This is a genomic window from Treponema vincentii (assembly GCF_018336815.1).
In the GTDB taxonomy this organism is placed as follows: Bacteria; Spirochaetota; Spirochaetia; order Treponematales; family Treponemataceae; genus Treponema.
The window spans coordinates 343,946-364,169 of record NZ_CP050497.1 but is presented as its reverse complement, the minus strand read 5'-3'; the positions used below and the strand labels follow the sequence as shown (position 1 = coordinate 364,169).

Genomic DNA, 20,224 nt, shown 5'->3' with positions numbered 1-20,224 from the left:
TTAATACGCTTGTTTAAGCAGCTCAAACACATCATCGCTCCGCATCGGCTTGGGGATATAGTTCATAAAACTCAGCGAAACGGTATCTTCGGAAATAGCAACCAGCTGCTCAATAGATAAACCGATATCCTTCAAACGAGTGGGCAGATTAGCTTGAGCCAAACGGCGGCGGATTTCTTCGATAGCATCCTTTGCGACGTACAGCGGATCGACACCGCGCGTATCAACATTCAGCATCCGTCCGATTTTTAGGAGTTTGTCGAGATTCGATGTTTGCGCATTCGTAAGGATATACGGTAAAAGGATTGTTCCGACTACCGAGCTGGAAATATTATAGCGGCTTGCACAGGCGAGTGCGATGGCGCTCCCTAATCCCGGGCTGGAAAAAGAAATACCGATAGCAGTTAAACAGGCCGCTTCTGCAATAACCGTTTCGCGGGAAGCGCCGGTAGAACGTCCGTGCTGCGGATCAAGCGACAACAAAAAGCGGTCGATTGCTTTCCCTAAAATCGTTTCCGACAAAAAGTTTGTTTTTGAAGAGGTATAGCCTTCAAACGCAATGCCGACGCCTTGAAGAATAGTTGCCGTCGTTGCATTTGGTGCAAGATTTGAATAGCAAGCGGTATCGAATACGCAGAGCTTACAGAGATCCTTCCGCACTTTTAATAAATGAATTTTTCGTGAACGAGCGTCAACAATCGGACTGAACGGTGTAAAAGTGAACGGTTCGCGGCAAGTAGCGGGAACTTCAATGAACGGAAGCGGTTCCGCCGCACAAGGCTTCCCTTCGATAAAATCATAGATGGAACCGCTTTCATTGTATAACGAGGCAACGGCACGACCAACTGCGACCGGTCCCATACCGCCTGAGGCAATAACGGCATCGACAAAGACTCCGCGGGCAAGACTTAATGCGTTTTCAATGATATCCGAGTCGGCGGAACGTTTTACGCCGTCAAATACAAGAACGGATATATCCCTTTCTTCCAATGCGTCAATAATTTTTTTTGCAATACCGGTTTCGTGCAGCAACGGATCAACAATAAATAAGAATTTTTTTCCAAATTGAACGGCTTCCGCACCTATTTTTGCTATGGAGTAACTTCCGAGGATAATATTTGATGTAAGCTTAAAGGTAAAATTAGACATACTCGTATTCCGCCTTTATTTCAGATTTTTTAGAAGAAAATATATGAGCGATTAAAACTGCGTTGAAACGACACAATACCATTTGATTGTGCCGCTGCACGCTTTTAGAGACCGTAATCGTCTAATATCTTGTCAGCAACGAGTTCCAAGAGAGCATTATTTATATATGAAGGATCCGCGAACTTTTTCTTTACCTCGGCAACCTTATCTTCACGAATATCAGGTGCATTTCTCACCGCTTCCAATGCGATATTTGCATCTGATAATACCCGCGCTTCATTTGAAACGGAAACGGCATCCGTTTTACCGAATACTTCAGTCCTTTGCGTCCGTTGAATAGGTTGTACAGGTTTTACAGGCTCAATTCCGTTTAGTCTATCAATTGTCATGTTTTTTCCGCCTTCCATAGCTTTTATCGGCATTTTTATCGAAAAAATTAAGCCTTTCCGGATACAAAAACCGAAAACTCGCCTTTTATCGATTGCCGCTCCTGTAATGTATGTAAAATATCCGATACCTCACCGGATAAAATTTCTTCATGCAGTTTGGTCAACTCACGGCCGACAACAACCAGCCTCTTGCTATCAATATCGGCAATATCTTGTAACAGCTTGATAATTCTGAACGGAGATTCGTAGAGTACGAAGCCCGTGTGCATATCAAAAAGTTCCTGCAGCCGCCGTTTTCTCCGCCCTTGTTTAGGGGATAAAAAACCTTCAAAAAGCACCGACGAGTCGCACGTTCCTGCAATGCTGACCATAACCGCAAATGCGGAAGCGCCCGGGATGGGTACAATAGGATACCCTGCCTCACGCACCAGCTTAACGAGAATGGCTCCGGGGTCGCTCAAGGCCGGAGTTCCTGCATCGCTCGCATACGCGACATTCTTGCCGTCAGCCAATAGGCCGATAATTTTCTGGGCGGCATCCGCTTCATTCTGCGAACGGCACGAAATAAGCGGCTTCCGTATCTCAAAATGAGTTAAAAGCCCCAACGTATGCCGTGTATCTTCGCAGGCAATATAGTCAGCCGTTTTGAAAATTTCCAATGCCCGTACTGTAATATCGCCTAAATTTCCAATTGGTGTTCCGACTACATATAACGATGCCACTATAAAAGTATACTGTGTTTTATAGGTTGCCGCAAGTCCATGAATCGTGTATCTTATTGGTATGGGTACGTTTCTTTCGCCGCTTTCATGGTTCATATTGGTATTTATCGGTATATTATTAATGGGTGTCGCTTATTTTTTATTTACTTTCAAAAGTAGAAAAACAGGAGATGCAGAATATTTACCGAAAGGAAAACCGGGCGCGCCCGGCGTCTGCCCTATTTGCTGTACCGTATTAAAGAAAGGGGAACAGCTAAAAACAAAGGTTTATCCATCGGAAGGAACCGACCGATTATGTTCAATCTATGGATGTCCTCACTGTTATCCGATGATAGAACCCGACGCAGATCGTTTTTGTCCCGTGTGTAAAGCCCCCGTTCCAACCGATTCATACCTCATTGCACGGCTATTTGACCGTAGTAAAACGGATAAGCACGTCCGTATCCTCGGATGTAAAGTATGTCGGCACGCATAAACCGACGATGCCGTATCCGCAATTTTAATCGCAAAAGTATATGCCCCCTTACGAAAAAACTCCATATCTGCCGCGGCGATGTCGTATCTTTTATCGGGAGCGGCGGAAAAACCACATCCATAATTACCACTGCAAATGAACTCGCAGCGCGGGGATTACACGTCGCGGTAACGACTACGACAAAGATGGGGATACGCGAAAAGGAGCGGCTTGATTCCGCCGTGTCCTTTTTCGGTATGGAGACGGGAGAAAAGCTGAGCGCACCGCCGTTAGAAGTAATCGATAGTCTCTGTGATAATTACGATGTAGTTCTAATTGAAGCGGACGGCAGTAAACGGCGGGCGGTCAAGGGGTGGAACGATACCGAACCCGTCATCCACCCCCGTACCACAAAGACGGTTGGGCTTATTTCGACGCGGACGCTCGGCAAGCCGGTGAATGAAACGTGGGTACACCGAACGGAACGATTTTTGAACATTACTTCCGCAAAGATGAATAGACCGCTGCGACTTACCCATATTATGCAAGCGGTTTTTCACCCAAACGGTCTTTTTTTGAAGGCGCGCGGTACTTGTTTTGTACTCTGTATTGCGCCGAGGAGCGAACATGAAGCAATCCGCACCGCTTATTATCGTGCGCGGGGCAGGAGATTTGGCCAGCGGGGTACTGGCAGCAATCCATACCTCAGGTTTTCGTGTCCTTGCACTGGAAACCGAAAACCCTTCCGCCATCCGCCGTACCGTTGCGTTTAGTGAGGCTGTTAGGCTTGGGCATTGCACAATAGAAGGAATCGAAGCGCGCCTGATTGCAAAAGAGCATGCCGCAGGGATTCTGTCTGCAAAGGACAGTGAAGCAGGTACTCGATCCGGTACGGAATCGATTGCGGTCGGAACCGGCGCTGCTGTCGGCTCCAAAGCAAACCGGTCAAGCTTTATCCCCATTGCGGTTGACCCTACGGGAGAGTTGATCAGTGTATTGCAGCCTGCCGCCGTTGTGGATGCCATCATCGCAAAGAAAAATTACGGAACGCGCCTCGATATGGCGCCGTTGGTCATTGCGCTGGGACCGGGCTTTACCGCCGAAAGGGACGCACACATCGTTATCGAAACTATGCGCGGGCATAATTTAGGACGGCTCATTTATCAAGGAACGGCGCTCCCCAATACCGGCGTTCCGGGGCTGGTCGGCGGAGAAAGCGCCTTGAGGGTTATCCATGCACCGGCGGCAGGCACGCTGCGTGTTATACATGATATCGGCGACTCGGTTACCCGCGGCGAAACTATTGCCCGCATCATACGCGCGGACGGCAGCGTTACTGATGTTGCCGCTTCGCTTAATGGGATAATCCGAGGCATGCTGCCCGACAGGTTTACCGTCCGCAGCGGACTCAAAATGGCGGATATAGACCCGCGCCTTACCGAATTGAACAACTGCTTTACCATTTCCGACAAGGCGCGCGCACTCGGCGGGGCAGTATTGACGGCGCTGCTTTCCCGCGGTATTGTGCCATAAGACGAATGTCTATACGACAATGACGGAGCTGTGGATTTGCCGGCATAAGGGATTATCCTCTGAACAAGAGCGCACACTGGCAAAGGGATTGCTGAAAACCATACTTGCTGAGCGGATTCCGCATTGTCCTGTGCAGCTTTTGTTTGAATACGGAAAATACGGAAAGCCGTACCTAAAAGATGGAGCGCTGTATTTCAGTTTATCATATACGCATGGAGTGTGCCTCATTGCGCTATCCGATAGTGAAATCGGCGCTGATATTGAGCGGTTGCGCGCTGCAAAACCGAATGTTGCAAGCCGCTGTTTTACCGATGCCGAAAACAGCTATCTTTACCAAAATATGGAGCTGTTTGATCAACGATTTTACGAGTTGTGGACACAAAAGGAAGCATATCTCAAATATACGGGGGAAGGCTTTTACCGCTCACCCAAAAGTGTAGATGTTTTATCTTGTCCTATTCGCCGCAGTCTCTATACGTTGACGGTGAACGATGTAGTCATCTCCTTGTGCGGAAAAAAATATACAACCGGTTTCGGTTTATAAGGTCCCTTTACAAGGAAATTAAGAAGGTACTCTATGAAAGAAAATACTGTGATGCTTTGCGCTATCGGTGCGCTCTTGCTTATCATGTTGACGGCATGGATTATCAATCTTGTACGGGCGGCAAAAAACAAGCTGCCGATGCGCTGGTTGGAACGTGTTGTATATATATCCGGCATTATTTGTGTCGGATTAAATGCAATCCGCAGTTGGCGCCTCTACGAAAACAGCATCGGTATCTTTATCGTCGCTCATGCGATTGCGCTTTTCAGTATTCTGTCGGCATTTATCCGCTCGGAACGGCAGCGTAATGGAAAAGATAAATCCTAAAATTGCCGAACGTGTAAAAAAAAGACTACAAATAGTTTTGCAGTCTTTTTTTGAGCTATGATGGATTCGAACCATCGACCCACGCCTTAAAAGGGCGTTGCTCTACCTACTGAGCTAATAGCCCATATCTTGAAATAACAGGGCGAGTATATAGGATATTGATTGCTATGTCAATAGCCTTTTTTTTTAAAATGCCGAGAGCTATAAATACTAGACCTATTCGATAACTGTGTTTCGAATAGGTCGATGAACTCTTGCATCGCACAATTTAGAACATCGCATTTCAAGGTAACCTGTTCAGAAACGGAAGTTTCCGAACAGATTTACTTTTATTTCGGTATTCCTGTTACCGATTTTTATGTTAAAGACGGGGTGCCGAGAACTTGCCCCCCTGCCTTTTTCCCGCTATTTTACAACATGGCGTCCTGATGGGGATGCCGGACAACTTATTCCTGCTGAGGTAACAATTCTATCACCGAGAATGCTTATTTGACGTCCGCAATGAATACAGTGAACACCGTCATATACGGCAATATGCTTTTTTGTCGGGTTCTTGGTACAAACAATATCACCGGTCGCTGATACTAAGTTATGACCGACCGGTTTTATATCTTGCTCACAAAATCTACATTTCATAAAAATCTCCTGTAAAAAGCAATGCTTATTCTTTCTATCATTTTTTAGGAGAGAAATCAACATACCCCGACGCGCGAATCAACAACCCCGACTTAATTGTATCGGATAACCGATTGCAGCGGTATCCAGCCGGTAACCCCGACGGCGGTTTTAATGTAGTACCATTGCGGCGCCTTGCGCATGATGATAACACTTTCACCTGCCGAAAGCCGGTGCACGATACTACCGGTATGTTCCGGTATACGCCGCACCGCTATTTCGCCGGTGTCCTCAATACACACGCCCTGCGGCCGCACTATGAGCCGGAACAGTACGGCGGTGAGGCTTCCGCTGCACAATGCAAGGATGATACAGAGCAGCATAAACCGCTTTTTATTGCGGAAACCGCACACTGCCGCACCGATCAGCAGTAAGCCGGAGATTGCCGCCGTTAGAATACCGAGCAGGCGCGGATACAGCGGCAGCGGATGCGCAATCTCCAACGCAGCTTCCAACTTTCTGCGTTCACGGCGGATTGCGGGAGAAAAAAGTGCCGCAGCTTCCTGCTTACGGTAGTCGGCTATTTGCTTTGCCGCGGTGCTTTTTTCTTGCTCGGTCATAGTGCTGCCGCTGTACTGCGTTTCAGGCGGGAGCGCCTGAAACGCAGCGGCGGTGAAGCCGCCCGCGCCGCTTTTATCGGTAGCCTCCGTAATTGCCTGCCGGTCGATGCGGTAGGCAGCAGGAGTGCTGAATGCTTTTCCGCCCGCCGTAAAAAATATCTGCGCTTGAGGAAGGCTTTGAACGCCTATCCGCAAGGGTATCAAACTAAAGGCGGCAAGAACATAGCGCTCGTCATCGGTCTCGGAGCTGCCGGTATTAGACAGGGCAGTATTTGACAAAGCCGCCGAGTTTATTAAAACAGCCGCATCGAACGGCAGTTCTGTGAGTGTAAGCGGTTTCAGCGCGGCGCTTTCGGAAGGAGCGCATTCGATACGGACTATTTCAGCCGGTAACGGCAGCTCACTGTGCATATCCCGAAGCGCGGCGCCCCTTCGGCCATCTTGTGGTTGGGCTGATTCGGAGCCGATTCCTGCAGAACCGAAAACTCCTGATCGACCGGCTTCGGAACGGGGCGCTTCGAGGTGGGAGTATTCTGCTTGCTCAGAGGCGGTTTGTAAAGCATGCCGGTAACGCTCGGTATATCCTGCCGAATAAAAGGCTGCGGTTAAACACAGGATGTATTCGGTGCCTTGTTCAAGGGCTGCGCCGTCCGCAATCGGCAGACCGCTTGAAGAATACAGCGTCCACACAAACGGCGTATGCTCCGAAAGCCGCGGCCGGTGTACGGTTATATCCAGCGGTGTCAGCTCGACCGTTTGCCGTTTCCATTGCAGTTCCGGCTCGAATCGGAACCTGCCTGTTTTGTTAAAACGATACCGATAGCGTAGGTGTAGACCGTCCCGTTCGGGGATCGCGCTGCTCTGTATCAGCTCTGCCGTATCGTTCTCCCGCTCGAGGATAAATCGCGGCGTATTGCCATTATTCTTCTGCAAATACGGAGCTTCTCGTTTGATGATAACTTCAATTTCAAATTCACGATCAATTGATAATTCGGTACCGTCTATTTTGAGTTCAATAAAATGCTTAGCATAATCGCTTTGCTGCCCATAGAGGATTGCGGCTGCACAAAAGAAAAAAAAGAGTGTTGCCGTCTTCGCGACTAGCCTGCATACTAAAAGTCCTAATAATCGTTTATCGCCGGTTCCGATTCGCGCTGTGTTTTTTTCCATTCGGTTTGCTCTCTTTTGCGAATAATATCTAAGATAATCGAATCCGTCAGATCGGCCTCGGGATCTTCGGTAGCATTTTGCGGAGCTTGATGCTGCATCTCCCGCTGTGTGTCGCTCAACTTTTTGCTCAACTCGTAATTAATCTTAGCCGCCGTATCGCGGCCGGACAGTTCCAATGATTTTCGGAACAATGTCACCGCTTCCGCATAATCCTTTGCATGAAACGCAATAATGCCTTGTTGATAAAACCGATGCGCCCGTAAAATATCCGGAGCGGTTTCGAAACCATTTTGTAATTTTCCGGACGCAGCCTCATCTTCTCCCTGCATCAGATATGAAGAGGCAAGCGCAAAATCCGTGTACGGTTTTATGGTCTCATCGGATAATTCCGCCGCTAAACTTTCAGCCTCATAAAAATACAACACGGCATCGTTCCAATCGCTCCGCATCCATGCGAGTGTTCCTTTTACGTGTGCAATTTTGGTTTGCTGTTCTGCGCTGCATCCCAATAGGGCAAACATCGTCATCAATAAAAAAATAAAACTCACCGACAAAAATGATGATCTACATAACGATGATAATAATGTTGAACGTGATGATATGGGTGATATGACGGCAGCCGGACGTCTACATTTTTTTAGCACGGATACCTCCCGCACAAAGACCGAGACAAAAAAAGAGGAGCGCCATCGCCGTACACTCGAATGTCCGCCGTACCGGTTTTTGCACATATCGTATTTTCTCGCTTTCGGTATCGCCTTCCGTCAGCGATTGCAACACCTTCTGAGCCGAACCGAGGTCGCCAGCGGAAATATAAAAACTTCCGTTTAAGGCTTGCTCCGCATAGCGTTTAAGAATAGCTTCCTCCAACGCACTTTTTTGCACGACCGATTCGTGTTTTTCATTCAGGATGGAGAGTGTGCCGCCTGTTTCCGTTCCAAAGCCGATGATAATCAGTTGAACATTTTCCTGTCGATACCGCGGAAGAATACGCGGCACCGAACCGATTGTTTCACCGCCGTCGGTACATAGCACAACCGTTTTTCCGGTTAATCGATTTTCGGGGAATGCCTCCAATGCGACACGCAGCCCGTGTTCAAGATTACTGCCTGCCGAGGTTGCATTGAACGGCGACAGCGTTTCCGCTGCGGTCAGTACACTCTGATGATTAAAACTCAACGGTACGGCAAGCGTACCCAGTCCCTTTATCGTAACGAGTCCGCAGGCAGTTTCCGGCAAGCGTTCTATCAAAAAGGAAACATACCGCTTTGCAAATTCGAGCCGGTTCGGTGTGATGTCGGCGACGGTCATACTGCGCGAAATATCGACGGCAAAGATGACCGCATTTCCGTGTTTGACTACGGTGGTTTGTTTTGTGCCCCAGAGCGGTACTGCTGCAGCAATACTGAGAAACAGCCAGCCGATGCTCCAAAGCGCCATTCGGATTCGCAGTGTCCGTATAATGGCGTGAATCTCTCCCGCCGCAGCGTAGCTTTCTTTTAATTTTTTTATGCGATACAGCGTAACGGCGCAGGCAGGCAGAATAGCAATGATGAACAACAGGAAAAACGGTTTTTCAAATTCAATCATTATGACACCGCCTGCATTCCGATTCTGCGGAGCAGCCATGCTCCTACCGCGCAGCTCATTGCAATCAATAAAAACAGCCCGTCAAGGTACGCGTATTTACGCATTGTCATTGAAGGAGGCGTCGCCGGTATTTTTTGAATAAATCGATTAAAAATATCCGTTAATAATTCGGGTGACTGTGCCGAAAAATAGCGGCCGTTACCGTAACCGGCGATTTTTTGTAACTCCGCTTCATTAAACACGGTGTTGAGCGTACCGGAAATTTCTTTTTTTTGAATCGGATCAATATACTTAACCGGCGCATATCCCGACTTTCCCAACCCGATAATGTAGAATCCGATTTTTTTATGCTTGATGATATCCGCAGCAGCGCGGGGATGCACCTCTCCGGTGTTGTTATCTCCGTCGGTAAAGAGAATGATATGTGAGGGGATCGTGGAATACTGTGTCAGATGCAGCACGGCAGAGGCAAGCCCCATACCGATTGCCGTTCCGTCACCGAATTCACCGACTTGCAGTTGATCCAACCGAGTCAGAAACGTGTGCCGATCGATTGTCGGTGGAATGAGTACGGCGGCGGAACTTCCCAGCGCGGTAAGACCCAACGAATCACCTTCGTACTTTTCCGCAAAAGACTTGATAATCTGCTTCGCCGCCTCAAGCCGTGTCTGTGTTCCCATGTCCTGTGCCGCCATCGAGGGGCTGGTGTCGATGACAAACATCAGCGCCTGTCCCGAACCGGCATACATCGCTTCGGAAGTTTGCCGTACCGGTTCCGCAAGCGCTGCAACGGCGAACACAAAGGCTGCCGCAAGGGTGTACTGGGAGATACGGTGCACAAGATACACCCGCAGATTTTTTTCTGGAACAAATCCGTTCCAATTTCCGAGCGGCAGCGATATCGATACCGCTTGCAATCTCCCCGTCCGCCGGAGCAGTACAAAAGTCGGCAGTAACAGCAGGAGGAAAAAAGAAAGCGGTCGTTGAAAATTCAGCACACGGATGTCCTTATCACGGGGGTAATTTTACGGGTCTGTGTGCGTTTATGCAAGGGTACGCATTGCATCCATGACAAAGCTTCATAGATATGCAGATTATTCAAATCGCTGAAAATACTGATCTTGCTAAACTTGGTAACCTACGAGAATCCCCCCCATATCCGCCAAGAGCGCGAAAAGAGAATTGTTAAATAAAGCGAATTTATGAGCAATACTTACACTTTGAATTTCCCGATTTCATCAACCAATCGATTGATGCTTTCTTTATTTCGTTCCGTAAATGACTTTACTCCGTAGATGGCATCGTTAATCTGCATAAAATTTGAAGCCATTTCTTCCATACGGCTTTGAAGGGTTTGCGTAACTTTATCTAAGTTTCGTACCTCATCCATAACCTTTTCACTCCCGCCGGAGATTTCGGCAGAGCCTTGCTGAACCGATTGCGTTACCGCATTTATATCCTGCATGGAAGTCAGCACTTCTTTACCGGCTTTTGACTGCTCCGTCATCGAAAATGCAACCATAGAGGCCGATTCCTGTACTGCATCAGTATGCCCCGAAATAACGGTAAATTTTTCTACCGCCAGTGAGGCTGCCTTTACCAGTTGATCTATCTCGGCGGTTATCATCTTTAGAGTTCCGCTGATGGTTTTTCCTTGTGCGCTCGATTCTTCTGCCAGTTTCCGTATCTCATCGGCGACAACAGCAAACCCCTTTCCTGTCTCTCCGGCGTGAGCAGCCTCAATCGCAGCATTCATTGCCAACAGATTTGTTTGCGAGGCGATATTTTCAATGACATTTGAAGCTTCAAGCAAACTGCCCGATTGTTCTGCAATCTTTTGCGAAATGGCATTTGTCTCCACAAGGGTATTTTTACCGTCGACTGTTGCCGACGAAAGTGACTGAAGCGCCGTATTTGCCTTTTGCACGCTCGCAGTAACTGCTTGGATATTTGCAACCATTTGCTCTACCGCAGAGGAAACATCGCTGACATCGGAAGATTGTCCCTCAATCGACGTATTTAATTCACGTATAGCTTCAATAATTTGTGCGATAGCACTGGATGTTTCCGAAACACTATGTGCTTGATTATCAGCTGTAGCATGGAGACTGTCTATTTCACTTGCAATCTGAGTAATAGCACCGTCCGCCTTTTGCATCTCCAGAAAAAGATTTTCACCGATGCTCGTCATATTATGCGCTTCATCTTTGACTTGTTTAAATAACTTCCGCATCGTACCCGTTGTATGATTCAAATAATTACCGATTTGACCTATTTCATCCTTATGGGTATCCGCTTGTACGGTCAGATTTCCTTGCGCAAGTGACCCTAACACGCCCCCAATATCGATAATCCGTTTTGAGGTACTCCGCGCATTCAGTGCAATCAGCAGCGACACCAAAAGCAGCATTATGATTATTGCAACCGTAGAATCCAGCACAATACTGAAAACAGACGGTAAAAAGTCTTTAATCGGCGCCGTCAACACAATCGTATAAGGGAAATCTCTAGAGGCCGCTCTTTTTGCATAAATCATTTTTCCGGTTTGATTTTCATGCCACGAACCAAGATGAGGAAATCCCTGCACCGATTGCGCTTCGGCAGGGATATAATCCTGTAAATGCTTACCGAACACGTCATCATTTGATGAAATTACAATATTTTCATTAGAGTCGACCAAATAAAGCGTTGAATGATCGCTCGGTACCGCCTGCTTTAAACTCTTTATAGAAGTGTCCAAGCTCAGTCCGACGCCAGCAACACCGATAATTTGTTTTTGCGCATCGAAAACCTGCGCATTAATCCATAAGCCGGTTAGTCCGGTCTCTTTATTTTTATTGATAAAAAACGTGATGGGATCTTTAAGCTGTAAAGTAGTATAAAACCAAGCATCCGAAGTATTTCCGGAATCCAATTTTCCTACTTGTATTACTCTATTTGCATCCGACATATAATTGGTTTGTGTCTGTGCACCGGCAATAAAGACCGAAATAATATTTTCTTTTGCAGCAAGTTTCTGAAAATCCCGCATCACATCGCTTTTCAGATTTCCTTCCGGCTGTCCCTGTTCAACCCAGCTGATCAGATTATAATTTTCCGACCAATTCTGCGCAGCAGCAAAGCCTCTGGTAAAAGCGACTTCTAAATTGATTGCCGCCGAATCCAGCATTGCTTTGCTGTCTTCATAAAAACGCTGCTCGAATTTTCTGCGAACCGATAATACCATAAAGGTAAGGCTGAGCGAAGCAGTAACGAGTACGGCAATCATCATAAAAAGCGTAAGTTTAGAGCGTATGGACATAGTATCTCTCCTAATATTCTCCGGTTTCCCTGCCCGAATGGTATTCTCTCTGTGAAACTTTTTTTCTGCCGATTTGTACTATGACTATTTGCAATAAACTCAAGCGGACATATCTAAAAGACAGGTGTCTTTAGAAGAGCCTTGTTTTTGAAATGTACAGCTCCATAAAATTTATCCATTATTTATTGAGCCGCTACCGATAGGATCGGTATACTTTAAGTGTATATTGATCTACTGTAGAAGTCAAGCACGAATTTTTGAATTTTTGAAAATACTCACGGTATCAAAACCGTCCTCCGTCAAAACCGCCTGCTTGACAGAAGAATATAAAATCGTTATCGTACAACAAGATACTAAGGATATAATCCATTGGAGGTGATTCTGTAAGTGGCAAGTATCGTTATCGATGATTCCGAAAACCTTGAAAAAGCGATTAAGCGCTTTAAGCGCCAAGTTGAAAAAGAAGGGATTATCCGCGAGTGGAAAAAGCGTGAATATTATGAAAAGCCCTCTACTATTTTAAATAGAAAGAAGAAAGCTCTTCAGCGCAAGTTAATGAAAAAAAACCGCAAATCGTATGATTCAAAATCATATTAATTTTTAACAATCAACAGCAAAGCCGATTTATCGATTCTGAATTTTGTTTATAATGGATTGACAATCGGCTTTGTAAGTTTTCTGCAAAAAAGCCGCCCATATACTTTCAAAAACAGTCTGATGTGTTTGCCCGTTATGATTGTTTTAATCCATAAAATCGCCTATACTATTCTCAACTCTCCTCAAAGCTTGTAAAAGGACTTTATCATGGAATATTCAATAGAAAAGTTTGAAACCGGCTACCTTATGGTTAATACATGGGTATTCCCGTTGAGCAAAGAAAGTGTCGCCATAATCGATCCGGGCGGATTTGACCCCGAATTATCCCAATATCTATATGAACTTAATCCTACTCACCTCGAAATTATGCTGACGCACGGACACTTTGATCATGTCGGCGGCTTGCCGGCCTTAGTGCGAAAGTATCCCGACTACCGCTTGTGGATTCACGAAAATGATGCCGCATACCTCGGAACAGCCGGTACGGCAACCCATTTTAAAAGTTTTGGACCGCTTCATGCCGAAAAATTAATTGAGCCGCTGGAAAAAAATCCGCTTCCGGAACCGACGGATTTTTATAAAGAAGGGGACAGCGTAAGCGGCTTTACCGTGCTGCATACTCCGGGCCATACGCAAGGGTCGGTTTGCCTATGGAACAAAGAAGCAGGTATCCTTTTTAGCGGGGATACCCTTTTCTACGGCTCCCGCGGCAGAACCGATTTGCTTGGCGGCAATGAAATGCAGATATGCCAGTCGCTCAAGCGGCTTTTTAATGAACTACCGGAAAATACGCAAGTGTATCCGGGACACGGTTCCATCACAACGATCGAATTTGAAAAAAAATATCAAGGAGCATACGTGTAACCGCGCTCCCGTTTCTATAACCGGCCGTCAACAACTTTAAGAATCTGTGCAGCAGTTTTAGTTTTGAGAAATTTACGCAAACGCGCAGATTTCTTAGCATACTGTTTAACGATTTTCATAATTGCCGCAAGATCATTGATATAGCCTTGATTATCAAAAGCGGAAATTTGTTGCAGCATTTCATATTTTTTTTCGGCAAGTTCGATGAGCATACTATCCAGCTGCGTTTGCGTCGGCCGGCGGAATGCCTCGTAAATAAGCGCGGTTATCGCCCCATACCGCTTTGCCAAATAGTAATCGCCCTCGAATCGGCTGTTGCGCGTGTTGTGCGCCGGAACGGTATTTTTTGCATTGGTTAATAAAATAATGATAAGATGTTCGGCGGGGTCGATAACGGTAAGTGTTCCCGTCCAGCCGGTATGCCCGAAGGTTCCGGCAGAGGCAAAGGGAGAAAATGCCCAAGTATATTCTTGCATACCCTGTCTCCGCCAGCCAAGCCCGATACTTGAAACAAGGGATTGCTGTGCCGTAAAATACCCGGCGACTGCAGGATCGAAAAGCCGCTTAACACCATACCCGCCGTTATTCAGCATTACTTGAGCAAGCACTGCAATACTTTCCGCATTTGCGAATAAACCGGCATGTCCGCTAATCTCTTCCATTGCCGTATACGCTTCCGAATCGTGAACAGTCCCGTGTATCAATTCCGTTGGTTGTACACCATCAGCAGCGGCTTGACTACGCGGCTTGGCTTTGATTTCCGTGGCGGCAATCTCATCGAGTGTGAAACCCTGCCGGAGCGGTGTAAAACAAATTCTATCCAACCCAAGCGGGCGGTAAAAATTATCGGCAACATATTCCGCAAGTCCCATCCCCGTTATCTTTTCGATAATATAGGTGAGCAGCATATAATTGATATCGGAATAGATCATTGAAGTCCGCGGCAGATACACGAGCGGAGTTTCCATAATCAAGTCAAAGGTATGCTCACGGTAGCTTTTTTTTGAAACATTTTTAAGCTTCTCAATTTTTTGCGAATACGGTCTTCCGGCGGGAAATCCCGATTGGTGGGTAAGAAGATCAAAGACCGTAATATCGGCCTTGCCTTTTATTTTACTTTTCTTAGCATCAACAAATTGCGGAAAAAAGTGCCGGACAGTATCGGTTAGCGCAAGCTGCCGCTCGGAAATCAGCTTTTGAATGGCAAAATTGGCTGCATACATCTTGGTATTGCTGGCAAGATCGAATAAGGTTTTTTCCGTTACCGGAACGCCCTCATGAAGCAAATTGCCGACACTGTCAACCCTGCTTATAACGCCATAAGCGCTGTTTTTAATCATAGTACCGTCTTTAATAATGACAAGCTGAGCGCCGGGAAACCCCGCTTCCGTTTCTGCAGTCAGCAGTTGATCAACTATTTCGAGCGTTGCTTCCAAATACGGCAGACCTTTCCGTTGTTTCTTTAATCCTTTTTGTGAATTTGAAAGCGGCAAAATAACAGGATAGGGGATTTTTACCTGTAATGAAGGTTGTACCTGCTTTTTTGCCGTTCCGCTTTTAGCAGGAATAAGCGCCGCAATATAAAGCATATTTCTGCCGTTTTTGATATACGGCGATGCATCAAAGCACATCGGTTTATCCGTACAAAGAGATTTTGTCGGAATCTTTCGGTTATTAATGTACAAATCAAAAGAAGCAAGCCCCTGTGCCCAAAAATAAATACGAGCCTGTCCTTTATACGCAGTAAAGGCAAGATAGTTATTCGGTAAAATAGAAGCATCGTATTCCTTCATCGGAATCGGAAACGTCTGTTCCGCTTGCATTTGTGCATCGGCAGAAAATACTGCGTCAATCATTCCGGCAGTATCGGTAGGCAATAAGCTGTCGTGTTTATGGGCAGAGGTAGAAGCGCATCCCAAAAGGCTCAACGAAAAAATACGAAACAAAGGCCGAAATAACAAACGGCCAAAGGAAAAATCTAGGGAAAAATCGGGAAAGCTTCATATCCGGCATCTTTTAAGCGAAGCCCCATATCTCCGGCAGCGTTCTCTTTAACAAGTACGGCAAAATAAACAGTACCGCTGGGACGTGTTTCTTCTTTTATAATGGGAGTAAAATGTTTTTTTTGCAAATCAGCGGCAAGCGCTTCCGCATATTTCTTTGTTTTATAAAACCCGAGTTGATAGTAGGCGGGTTTAGCTTGTGCTTCGTGTCCGGTACCGATCTTTGCAGGTTGTATTGCTGTCGATTGCGGTGAAGCACTGTTTGATTTAGACGATTGTACGGAAACCGCTGCTGCTTTAGAGGATGTGCTTGTTTTAGCGGCTGAACCGCCGGTTGCCGTCTGTTGGGCAAGTCCGCTCCTCGGCATTAAGTACCAAAAAGTTGACGGCTGCACGGTAACGGTTCCATTCACCGCCGCCGCTTCCATACCGGAAGGGTACTCTTTGAGCAGACGCTGTTTTGCGTCCTCATCATCGTTGACCCACCAGAGTGTAAACAGCAATGCAGGATGATATTCCGAAAAAGACTTTTTCTTGGTATAGGCGGTAATGAGGGGGATAGCCCGGTCAGCCCGGTCTTCGGCGAGCAGTCTCCACGTGTCATACACGGCAGCTCTCCGGTAATAAGGATCTTCATCGCTCACCGGTAGCGCGGCAGCAATTTCACTTAACAGGCTGCGGGCAGAATCCATGCTTCCGCCGCAGAGCAACGCACGAATCGCATCCAATAAAAGCGCAGTCTTTTTATCGGTAGTATCGAATTCCGCTGCCTGCCGGTAACAGTCCGCCGCATTGGAATAATTCCCGTTATGCTGTTCATAGTCTGCCAACAGCGTCAACGCTTGAACTTTTGCTTGTGCATTAGGGAGCGTTGTCAAATTCTTTTCGAAAAACTGCCTAACCGCCGCGTCTGTCTTTTGTGCAAAAGCTTTTTGGGCCAAAGTCTGTACGGCAGGCTGTAGAGCCGGCTCTGCAAAGACACTGCCTCCGGCATTTATTATTATCGCACCGGCGATAATAATAAAAGAAAAATATATATTTCTAAATCCGGAACAGCAGCTACACATCCTGCTTTACCGTTCCGTTTTCTTCGGAATGCTTCTTTTTCCCGAACCAATGGTGTTTTTCAGGCTTTAATTCAACTTTTTCCACATCGTGGTATAACGCTGCTTGCTTTTCAGCCTTCTTCATTTTATGACGACTGCTGATAAGAAAGGGCAAGACCGCGATATTCCCGAATAAAAATGCAAACAGCATACTTAAAAAAATCGGTACATCTTTGAATACATAAAAAATGACGGAAATATCGCAACGGTTTGACAGATTAAACCCCATAAACAGAGCAATCATCAGCATCACAATAATAAAATACAATAACTTTCCCGGCATTATATCCTCCCATGAAATTCCTTACACGACAGGGACAGCTCTAAACGTTTTCCCTTTTACGGATTGTAATTGAACTTTCATAAAATGTCCAATATGTTCCGGATCGCACTTTTCCGCAAGGACAGCCATCTCCCCCTGTTCGGTATGTCCGAACAATTCGTCAGGATTGTTTCTTGACTGTGATTCAATCAGCATCATAACGGTTGAACCAACCCGTTGCTGCATTTTAAGATCGGTAATACGTTGCTGTAAATCGATAACTTGCTGCAGCCGGTTAATCCGCTCGACATCGGGAATCCTATCGGGGAGATTATACGCTCTCGTCCCTTCACGCGGGTTATAATGATACATAAAAGCCGAATCAAACCGTACCGTCCGCATCAGCTCAAGCGTTTTTTCAAACTCTGCCTGCGTTTCTCCCGGAAAGCCGATTAAAATATCCGTTGTCAGCACGATATCCGGTATCCGCTTACGAAGCTTTTCAACGATGGTGAGATATTGCTCAACGGTATAGCAGCGGTTCATCCGCGCAAGAATTTCGTTGGAGCCGTTTTGTACCGGCAAATGCAGCGATTTGCATATCCGCGGATCGTCCGCCATTACCTCAATCAGTTCATCCGATAAATCTTTCGGATGACTTGAAATAAAGCGTATCCATTTAATAACGTCCTGTTCGGCACAGGTCGCTGAAACCGCACGAAGCAAGGACGGAAAACTCACAGCTGCTCCCGTGGCAGGATCAACTCCGTGATACGAATTAACATTCTGACCCAACAGCGTAATTTCCCGTACATTTTTTCCGCTTAAAAATCTTAGCTCATCCAAAATATTTTCAACCGGACGGGAAATTTCCCTACCGCGGATATAGGGCACAATGCAGTATGTACAAAAATTATTACAGCCGTTCATAATCGGCACAAAGCTTTGAAAAGACCCTTCGGTATACGAACATTTGGAAAAATGATAGCGCTGTTCATTCCCGGACTGCGGGCTAAGCGCCGTAAGCTCAGCGAGACCTTCTTCCGTGTCTTCCCACAGTAGTTCCCTTTCAACCGCATCGAAGATGGCCGTAAACCGATCCCGTTCAAACATCCCGACGACATAATCAAGCAGTGGGAATTTGTCCTTTATCTGATCATGTAACCGCTGCGCCATACAGCCCATCAAGACGATCGTAAAATTCCGCTTTTTTTTCATCGCAGAAAAAAGACCAAGCCTCCCGAACACGCGGGTTTCGGCAGTTATCCGCACCGAGCAGGTATTAACAATGAGCAAATTGCACTGCTGTATATATTCGGCAGTCTCCCAGCCGCGTTCCCGCAAAAGCTGTTCCAATGCCGCAGACTCGGCAAAGTTCATTTGACATCCATACGTTTCAATAAAGTATTTCAAAATATGTATTCCTAAAAGTTTCTATAAAATAAACAAGGCAGCTCTAAACACTGAGTTTTTTAGCGATGCCTAATATAAAAAGTTTTCCACCTTACCGACGATTTAAAAAGCGATGCAATTTTAATGCAAGATTATCATATTTCCAACGGAGGACGCTCCCTTTTTCAAGGGTTTTGTTTGCAATAAGCGGAAATTCGGCAAGTACCAGCGGTTTCCCCTCATCTTCCGTAAAGAATTGCACCTTTCCGATTTTTTCTCCTGCGGCAATGGGAGCGGCAAGCGCACCGGGCACGAGTATACGCGAATGAATTTCAGCGGTATTCAGTACGGTTTCACCTGACTTCGCATCGGAAAGAGGAACGGTAAAAGCTCCACCATTTCCGCTCGGATCGTCCAACAGTGGCAGCAGCGCCGCTCTATTCGCCTGTTCTTTTGCCCCGACAACGGGAATAGCCGGAATATCCAATGGAAAGTTCTGTGCATATCTTGTGGAAAAGTGAGAAAACGCCCATTCCATCAATATTGTGCCGTTCTCTTCCCGTAGAGCCTTTCCCTCCGCCATACTTTTACCGGCGCCGCCTAAAATAACTGCAATGAATCGGATACCGTTCCGCTGTGCGGTAAGCGCAATATTAAAACCGGACTCATAAATGAACCCCGTCTTAATGCCATCGCAGCCGTCCAGTTTAGCCAACAGCGTATTCGTCGCCGGCTGGCGGATAATTGTTTGCGGTTTCAGCATATTATGCGACTGCGGATAGCTGAATTCCCGCAGCGAGTGAAACTGCGCAAGGTGGTCGGGGTATTTCCGCACATACACTGCACAAAAACGGGCAAAATCGCGGGCGGTTGTGCGGTTATATTCGCTCAAACCGTTTGCATCCTCAAAGTGCGTATTTTGCAAGCCGAGCGCCACGACAGCTTCATTCATCTGCCGAACAAAGGTCTCCACGGAACCTGCCGTATGAATTGCAAGTGCCACCGCAGCGTCATTACCGGAAACGACCGCCATACCCCTCATCAACTCTTCAACGGTTACTCGCTGATTTTTTTCTAAAAACATCAGCGATGACCCCGGCGGAATATTTACCGCCCACGATTCTGCAGGCGGCGTGATAGTGTCGGTCAGGCTGATCTCTCCCCGCTCAACAGCCTGCATCACCGTGTACATCGCAACCAATTTTGTTAATGAGGCAGGAGGAATACTTTGATCGGGATTTTTTTCGAATAACAGCGCTCCGCTTGAGGCGTCCATCACAGCAGCGGAACGAGCGCTTATTGCAGCCGGCTGCGGGATACCCTGCGTACAAGGCGCAAGGTGTAATAAAGGAGGAGTGTGAAAATATCTGCGAGCTTCGTTTCCGAGGGAATCGCGAGCAGCGGTTATATCTGCGCCGAAAGCCGCGTCCTGTCGCGCTTGTTCCTCCGGCAGGATAGTCAGTAATTGCGTGCTGCGAACATACAACGCAATGCCCGAAGCGACAATCCAACCGGCCGCTACGGCAACGGCTATAAGGATATAAAAACCGATTCTATGGGATTTTGTATTAGTCATGTACAATTAT

21 protein-coding genes and 1 tRNA gene are annotated in these 20,224 nt (G+C 46.7%); 7 read left to right on the top strand and 15 right to left on the bottom strand.

All coding sequences use genetic code 11. The features are described 5' to 3' along the window. The 3 genes from GWP40_RS01735 to rsmI form a co-directional block, all read right to left on the bottom strand. A complete protein-coding gene (locus tag GWP40_RS01735) occupies positions 1–1,149 on the bottom strand; it encodes an iron-containing alcohol dehydrogenase (RefSeq protein ID WP_212565797.1) in 1,149 nt (382 codons plus the stop codon). A 104-nt stretch (positions 1,150–1,253) separates the two neighbouring features. Continuing rightward, positions 1,254–1,538 carry a flagellar biosynthesis anti-sigma factor FlgM gene (locus GWP40_RS01730; protein ID WP_212565796.1) on the bottom strand — a complete coding sequence of 95 codons (285 nt, stop codon included), beginning with the start codon at positions 1,536–1,538 and terminating at the stop codon, positions 1,254–1,256. A 47-nt stretch (positions 1,539–1,585) separates the two neighbouring features. Beyond that, positions 1,586–2,260, bottom strand: a complete 675-nt coding sequence (gene rsmI / locus GWP40_RS01725) for a 16S rRNA (cytidine(1402)-2'-O)-methyltransferase (RefSeq protein WP_212565795.1) — start codon at positions 2,258–2,260, stop codon at positions 1,586–1,588. Positions 2,261–2,321: 61 nt separating this feature from the next. Between rsmI and GWP40_RS01720 the strand changes: the two genes are divergently transcribed. The 5 genes from GWP40_RS01720 to GWP40_RS01705 are packed head-to-tail and all read left to right on the top strand — an operon-like array spanning position 2,322 to position 5,118. Continuing rightward, positions 2,322–2,735 carry a hypothetical protein gene (locus GWP40_RS01720; RefSeq protein ID WP_212565794.1) on the top strand — a complete coding sequence of 138 codons (414 nt, stop codon included), beginning with the start codon at positions 2,322–2,324 and terminating at the stop codon, positions 2,733–2,735. Continuing rightward, positions 2,720–3,487, top strand: a complete 768-nt coding sequence (gene yqeC / locus GWP40_RS12530) for a selenium cofactor biosynthesis protein YqeC (RefSeq protein WP_230974533.1) — start codon at positions 2,720–2,722, stop codon at positions 3,485–3,487. Before GWP40_RS01720 ends, yqeC begins: the two co-directional genes overlap by 16 nt. Next, entirely contained in the window at positions 3,369–4,247 is an 879-nt protein-coding gene (gene yqeB / locus GWP40_RS01715) for a selenium-dependent molybdenum cofactor biosynthesis protein YqeB (protein WP_230974651.1), read from the top strand. Before yqeC ends, yqeB begins: the two co-directional genes overlap by 119 nt. A gap of 19 nt (positions 4,248–4,266) precedes the next feature. After that, on the top strand, positions 4,267–4,791 hold the full coding sequence (locus GWP40_RS01710; RefSeq protein WP_230974532.1) for a 4'-phosphopantetheinyl transferase family protein: 525 nt from the start codon (positions 4,267–4,269) through the stop codon (positions 4,789–4,791). A 33-nt stretch (positions 4,792–4,824) separates the two neighbouring features. Beyond that, positions 4,825–5,118 (top strand): hypothetical protein, encoded by a 294-nt coding sequence (locus GWP40_RS01705; protein WP_212565792.1) that lies wholly within the window; start codon positions 4,825–4,827, stop codon positions 5,116–5,118. Positions 5,119–5,169: 51 nt separating this feature from the next. Here the strand turns inward: GWP40_RS01705 and GWP40_RS01700 are convergent. The 7 genes from GWP40_RS01700 to GWP40_RS01670 form a co-directional block, all read right to left on the bottom strand. After that, a tRNA-Lys gene (locus GWP40_RS01700) sits at positions 5,170–5,242 on the bottom strand. Positions 5,243–5,523: 281 nt separating this feature from the next. Beyond that, complete coding sequence (locus GWP40_RS01695) at positions 5,524–5,754, bottom strand: hypothetical protein (RefSeq protein WP_212565791.1); 231 nt, start codon at positions 5,752–5,754, stop codon at positions 5,524–5,526. A gap of 92 nt (positions 5,755–5,846) precedes the next feature. Continuing rightward, positions 5,847–7,523: an SH3 domain-containing protein gene (locus tag GWP40_RS01690; RefSeq protein ID WP_212565790.1), complete on the bottom strand. Its 1,677-nt coding sequence runs from the start codon at positions 7,521–7,523 to the stop codon at positions 5,847–5,849. Next, positions 7,475–8,071, bottom strand: a complete 597-nt coding sequence (locus tag GWP40_RS01685) for a tetratricopeptide repeat protein (RefSeq protein WP_230974531.1) — start codon at positions 8,069–8,071, stop codon at positions 7,475–7,477. Before GWP40_RS01685 ends, GWP40_RS01690 begins: the two co-directional genes overlap by 49 nt. 79 nt (positions 8,072–8,150) lie before the next feature. Beyond that, entirely contained in the window at positions 8,151–9,113 is a 963-nt protein-coding gene (locus tag GWP40_RS01680) for a vWA domain-containing protein (RefSeq protein WP_212565789.1), read from the bottom strand. Beyond that, a complete protein-coding gene (locus GWP40_RS01675; protein WP_212565788.1) occupies positions 9,113–10,111 on the bottom strand; it encodes a VWA domain-containing protein in 999 nt (332 codons plus the stop codon). The genes GWP40_RS01680 and GWP40_RS01675 overlap by 1 nt, the downstream gene beginning before the upstream one ends. Before the next feature lie 215 nt (positions 10,112–10,326). After that, positions 10,327–12,414: a methyl-accepting chemotaxis protein gene (locus GWP40_RS01670; RefSeq protein WP_212565787.1), complete on the bottom strand. Its 2,088-nt coding sequence runs from the start codon at positions 12,412–12,414 to the stop codon at positions 10,327–10,329. A 387-nt stretch (positions 12,415–12,801) separates the two neighbouring features. Here GWP40_RS01670 and rpsU point away from each other — a divergent pair, with 387 nt between their 5' ends. Together rpsU and GWP40_RS01660 are read left to right on the top strand one after the other, a co-directional pair. After that, a complete protein-coding gene (gene rpsU / locus GWP40_RS01665) occupies positions 12,802–13,011 on the top strand; it encodes a 30S ribosomal protein S21 (RefSeq protein ID WP_006188264.1) in 210 nt (69 codons plus the stop codon). 207 nt (positions 13,012–13,218) lie between these two features. Continuing rightward, on the top strand, positions 13,219–13,875 hold the full coding sequence (locus GWP40_RS01660) for an MBL fold metallo-hydrolase (RefSeq protein ID WP_212565786.1): 657 nt from the start codon (positions 13,219–13,221) through the stop codon (positions 13,873–13,875). Between the two features lie 14 nt (positions 13,876–13,889). On the opposite strand, the gene pbp4b is transcribed toward GWP40_RS01660, so the two are convergent. From pbp4b to GWP40_RS01635, 5 genes are all read right to left on the bottom strand, one after another. Continuing rightward, a complete protein-coding gene (pbp4b, locus tag GWP40_RS01655; RefSeq protein ID WP_230974530.1) occupies positions 13,890–15,821 on the bottom strand; it encodes a penicillin binding protein PBP4B in 1,932 nt (643 codons plus the stop codon). A 32-nt stretch (positions 15,822–15,853) separates the two neighbouring features. Beyond that, entirely contained in the window at positions 15,854–16,945 is a 1,092-nt protein-coding gene (locus GWP40_RS01650; protein ID WP_212565785.1) for an SPOR domain-containing protein, read from the bottom strand. Continuing rightward, positions 16,938–17,267, bottom strand: coding sequence for a hypothetical protein (locus GWP40_RS01645; protein ID WP_212565784.1), 330 nt, complete (start codon positions 17,265–17,267; stop codon positions 16,938–16,940). Before GWP40_RS01645 ends, GWP40_RS01650 begins: the two co-directional genes overlap by 8 nt. Positions 17,268–17,288: 21 nt before the next feature. Further along, positions 17,289–18,659, bottom strand: a complete 1,371-nt coding sequence (gene miaB, locus GWP40_RS01640; protein ID WP_212565783.1) for a tRNA (N6-isopentenyl adenosine(37)-C2)-methylthiotransferase MiaB — start codon at positions 18,657–18,659, stop codon at positions 17,289–17,291. Positions 18,660–18,750: 91 nt separating this feature from the next. Then, entirely contained in the window at positions 18,751–20,214 is a 1,464-nt protein-coding gene (locus GWP40_RS01635) for a D-alanyl-D-alanine carboxypeptidase family protein (RefSeq protein ID WP_212565782.1), read from the bottom strand. Positions 20,215–20,224 lie beyond the last annotated feature (10 nt).

Coding starts and splice junctions, on each gene's coding strand:
- GWP40_RS01735 (WP_212565797.1), bottom strand. CDS start 1,149: ATGTCTAATTTTACCTTTAAGCTTACATCAAATATTATCCTCGGAAGT.
- GWP40_RS01730 (WP_212565796.1), bottom strand. CDS start 1,538: ATGACAATTGATAGACTAAACGGAATTGAGCCTGTAAAACCTGTACAA.
- GWP40_RS01720 (WP_212565794.1), top strand. CDS start 2,322: ATGGGTACGTTTCTTTCGCCGCTTTCATGGTTCATATTGGTATTTATC.
- yqeC (WP_230974533.1), top strand. CDS start 2,720: ATGTCGGCACGCATAAACCGACGATGCCGTATCCGCAATTTTAATCGC.
- GWP40_RS01710 (WP_230974532.1), top strand. CDS start 4,267: ATGACGGAGCTGTGGATTTGCCGGCATAAGGGATTATCCTCTGAACAA.
- GWP40_RS01705 (WP_212565792.1), top strand. CDS start 4,825: ATGAAAGAAAATACTGTGATGCTTTGCGCTATCGGTGCGCTCTTGCTT.
- GWP40_RS01695 (WP_212565791.1), bottom strand. CDS start 5,754: ATGAAATGTAGATTTTGTGAGCAAGATATAAAACCGGTCGGTCATAAC.
- GWP40_RS01690 (WP_212565790.1), bottom strand. CDS start 7,523: ATGGAAAAAAACACAGCGCGAATCGGAACCGGCGATAAACGATTATTA.
- GWP40_RS01680 (WP_212565789.1), bottom strand. CDS start 9,113: ATGATTGAATTTGAAAAACCGTTTTTCCTGTTGTTCATCATTGCTATT.
- GWP40_RS01670 (WP_212565787.1), bottom strand. CDS start 12,414: ATGTCCATACGCTCTAAACTTACGCTTTTTATGATGATTGCCGTACTC.
- GWP40_RS01660 (WP_212565786.1), top strand. CDS start 13,219: ATGGAATATTCAATAGAAAAGTTTGAAACCGGCTACCTTATGGTTAAT.
- GWP40_RS01650 (WP_212565785.1), bottom strand. CDS start 16,945: ATGTGTAGCTGCTGTTCCGGATTTAGAAATATATATTTTTCTTTTATT.
- GWP40_RS01645 (WP_212565784.1), bottom strand. CDS start 17,267: ATGCCGGGAAAGTTATTGTATTTTATTATTGTGATGCTGATGATTGCT.
- GWP40_RS01635 (WP_212565782.1), bottom strand. CDS start 20,214: ATGACTAATACAAAATCCCATAGAATCGGTTTTTATATCCTTATAGCC.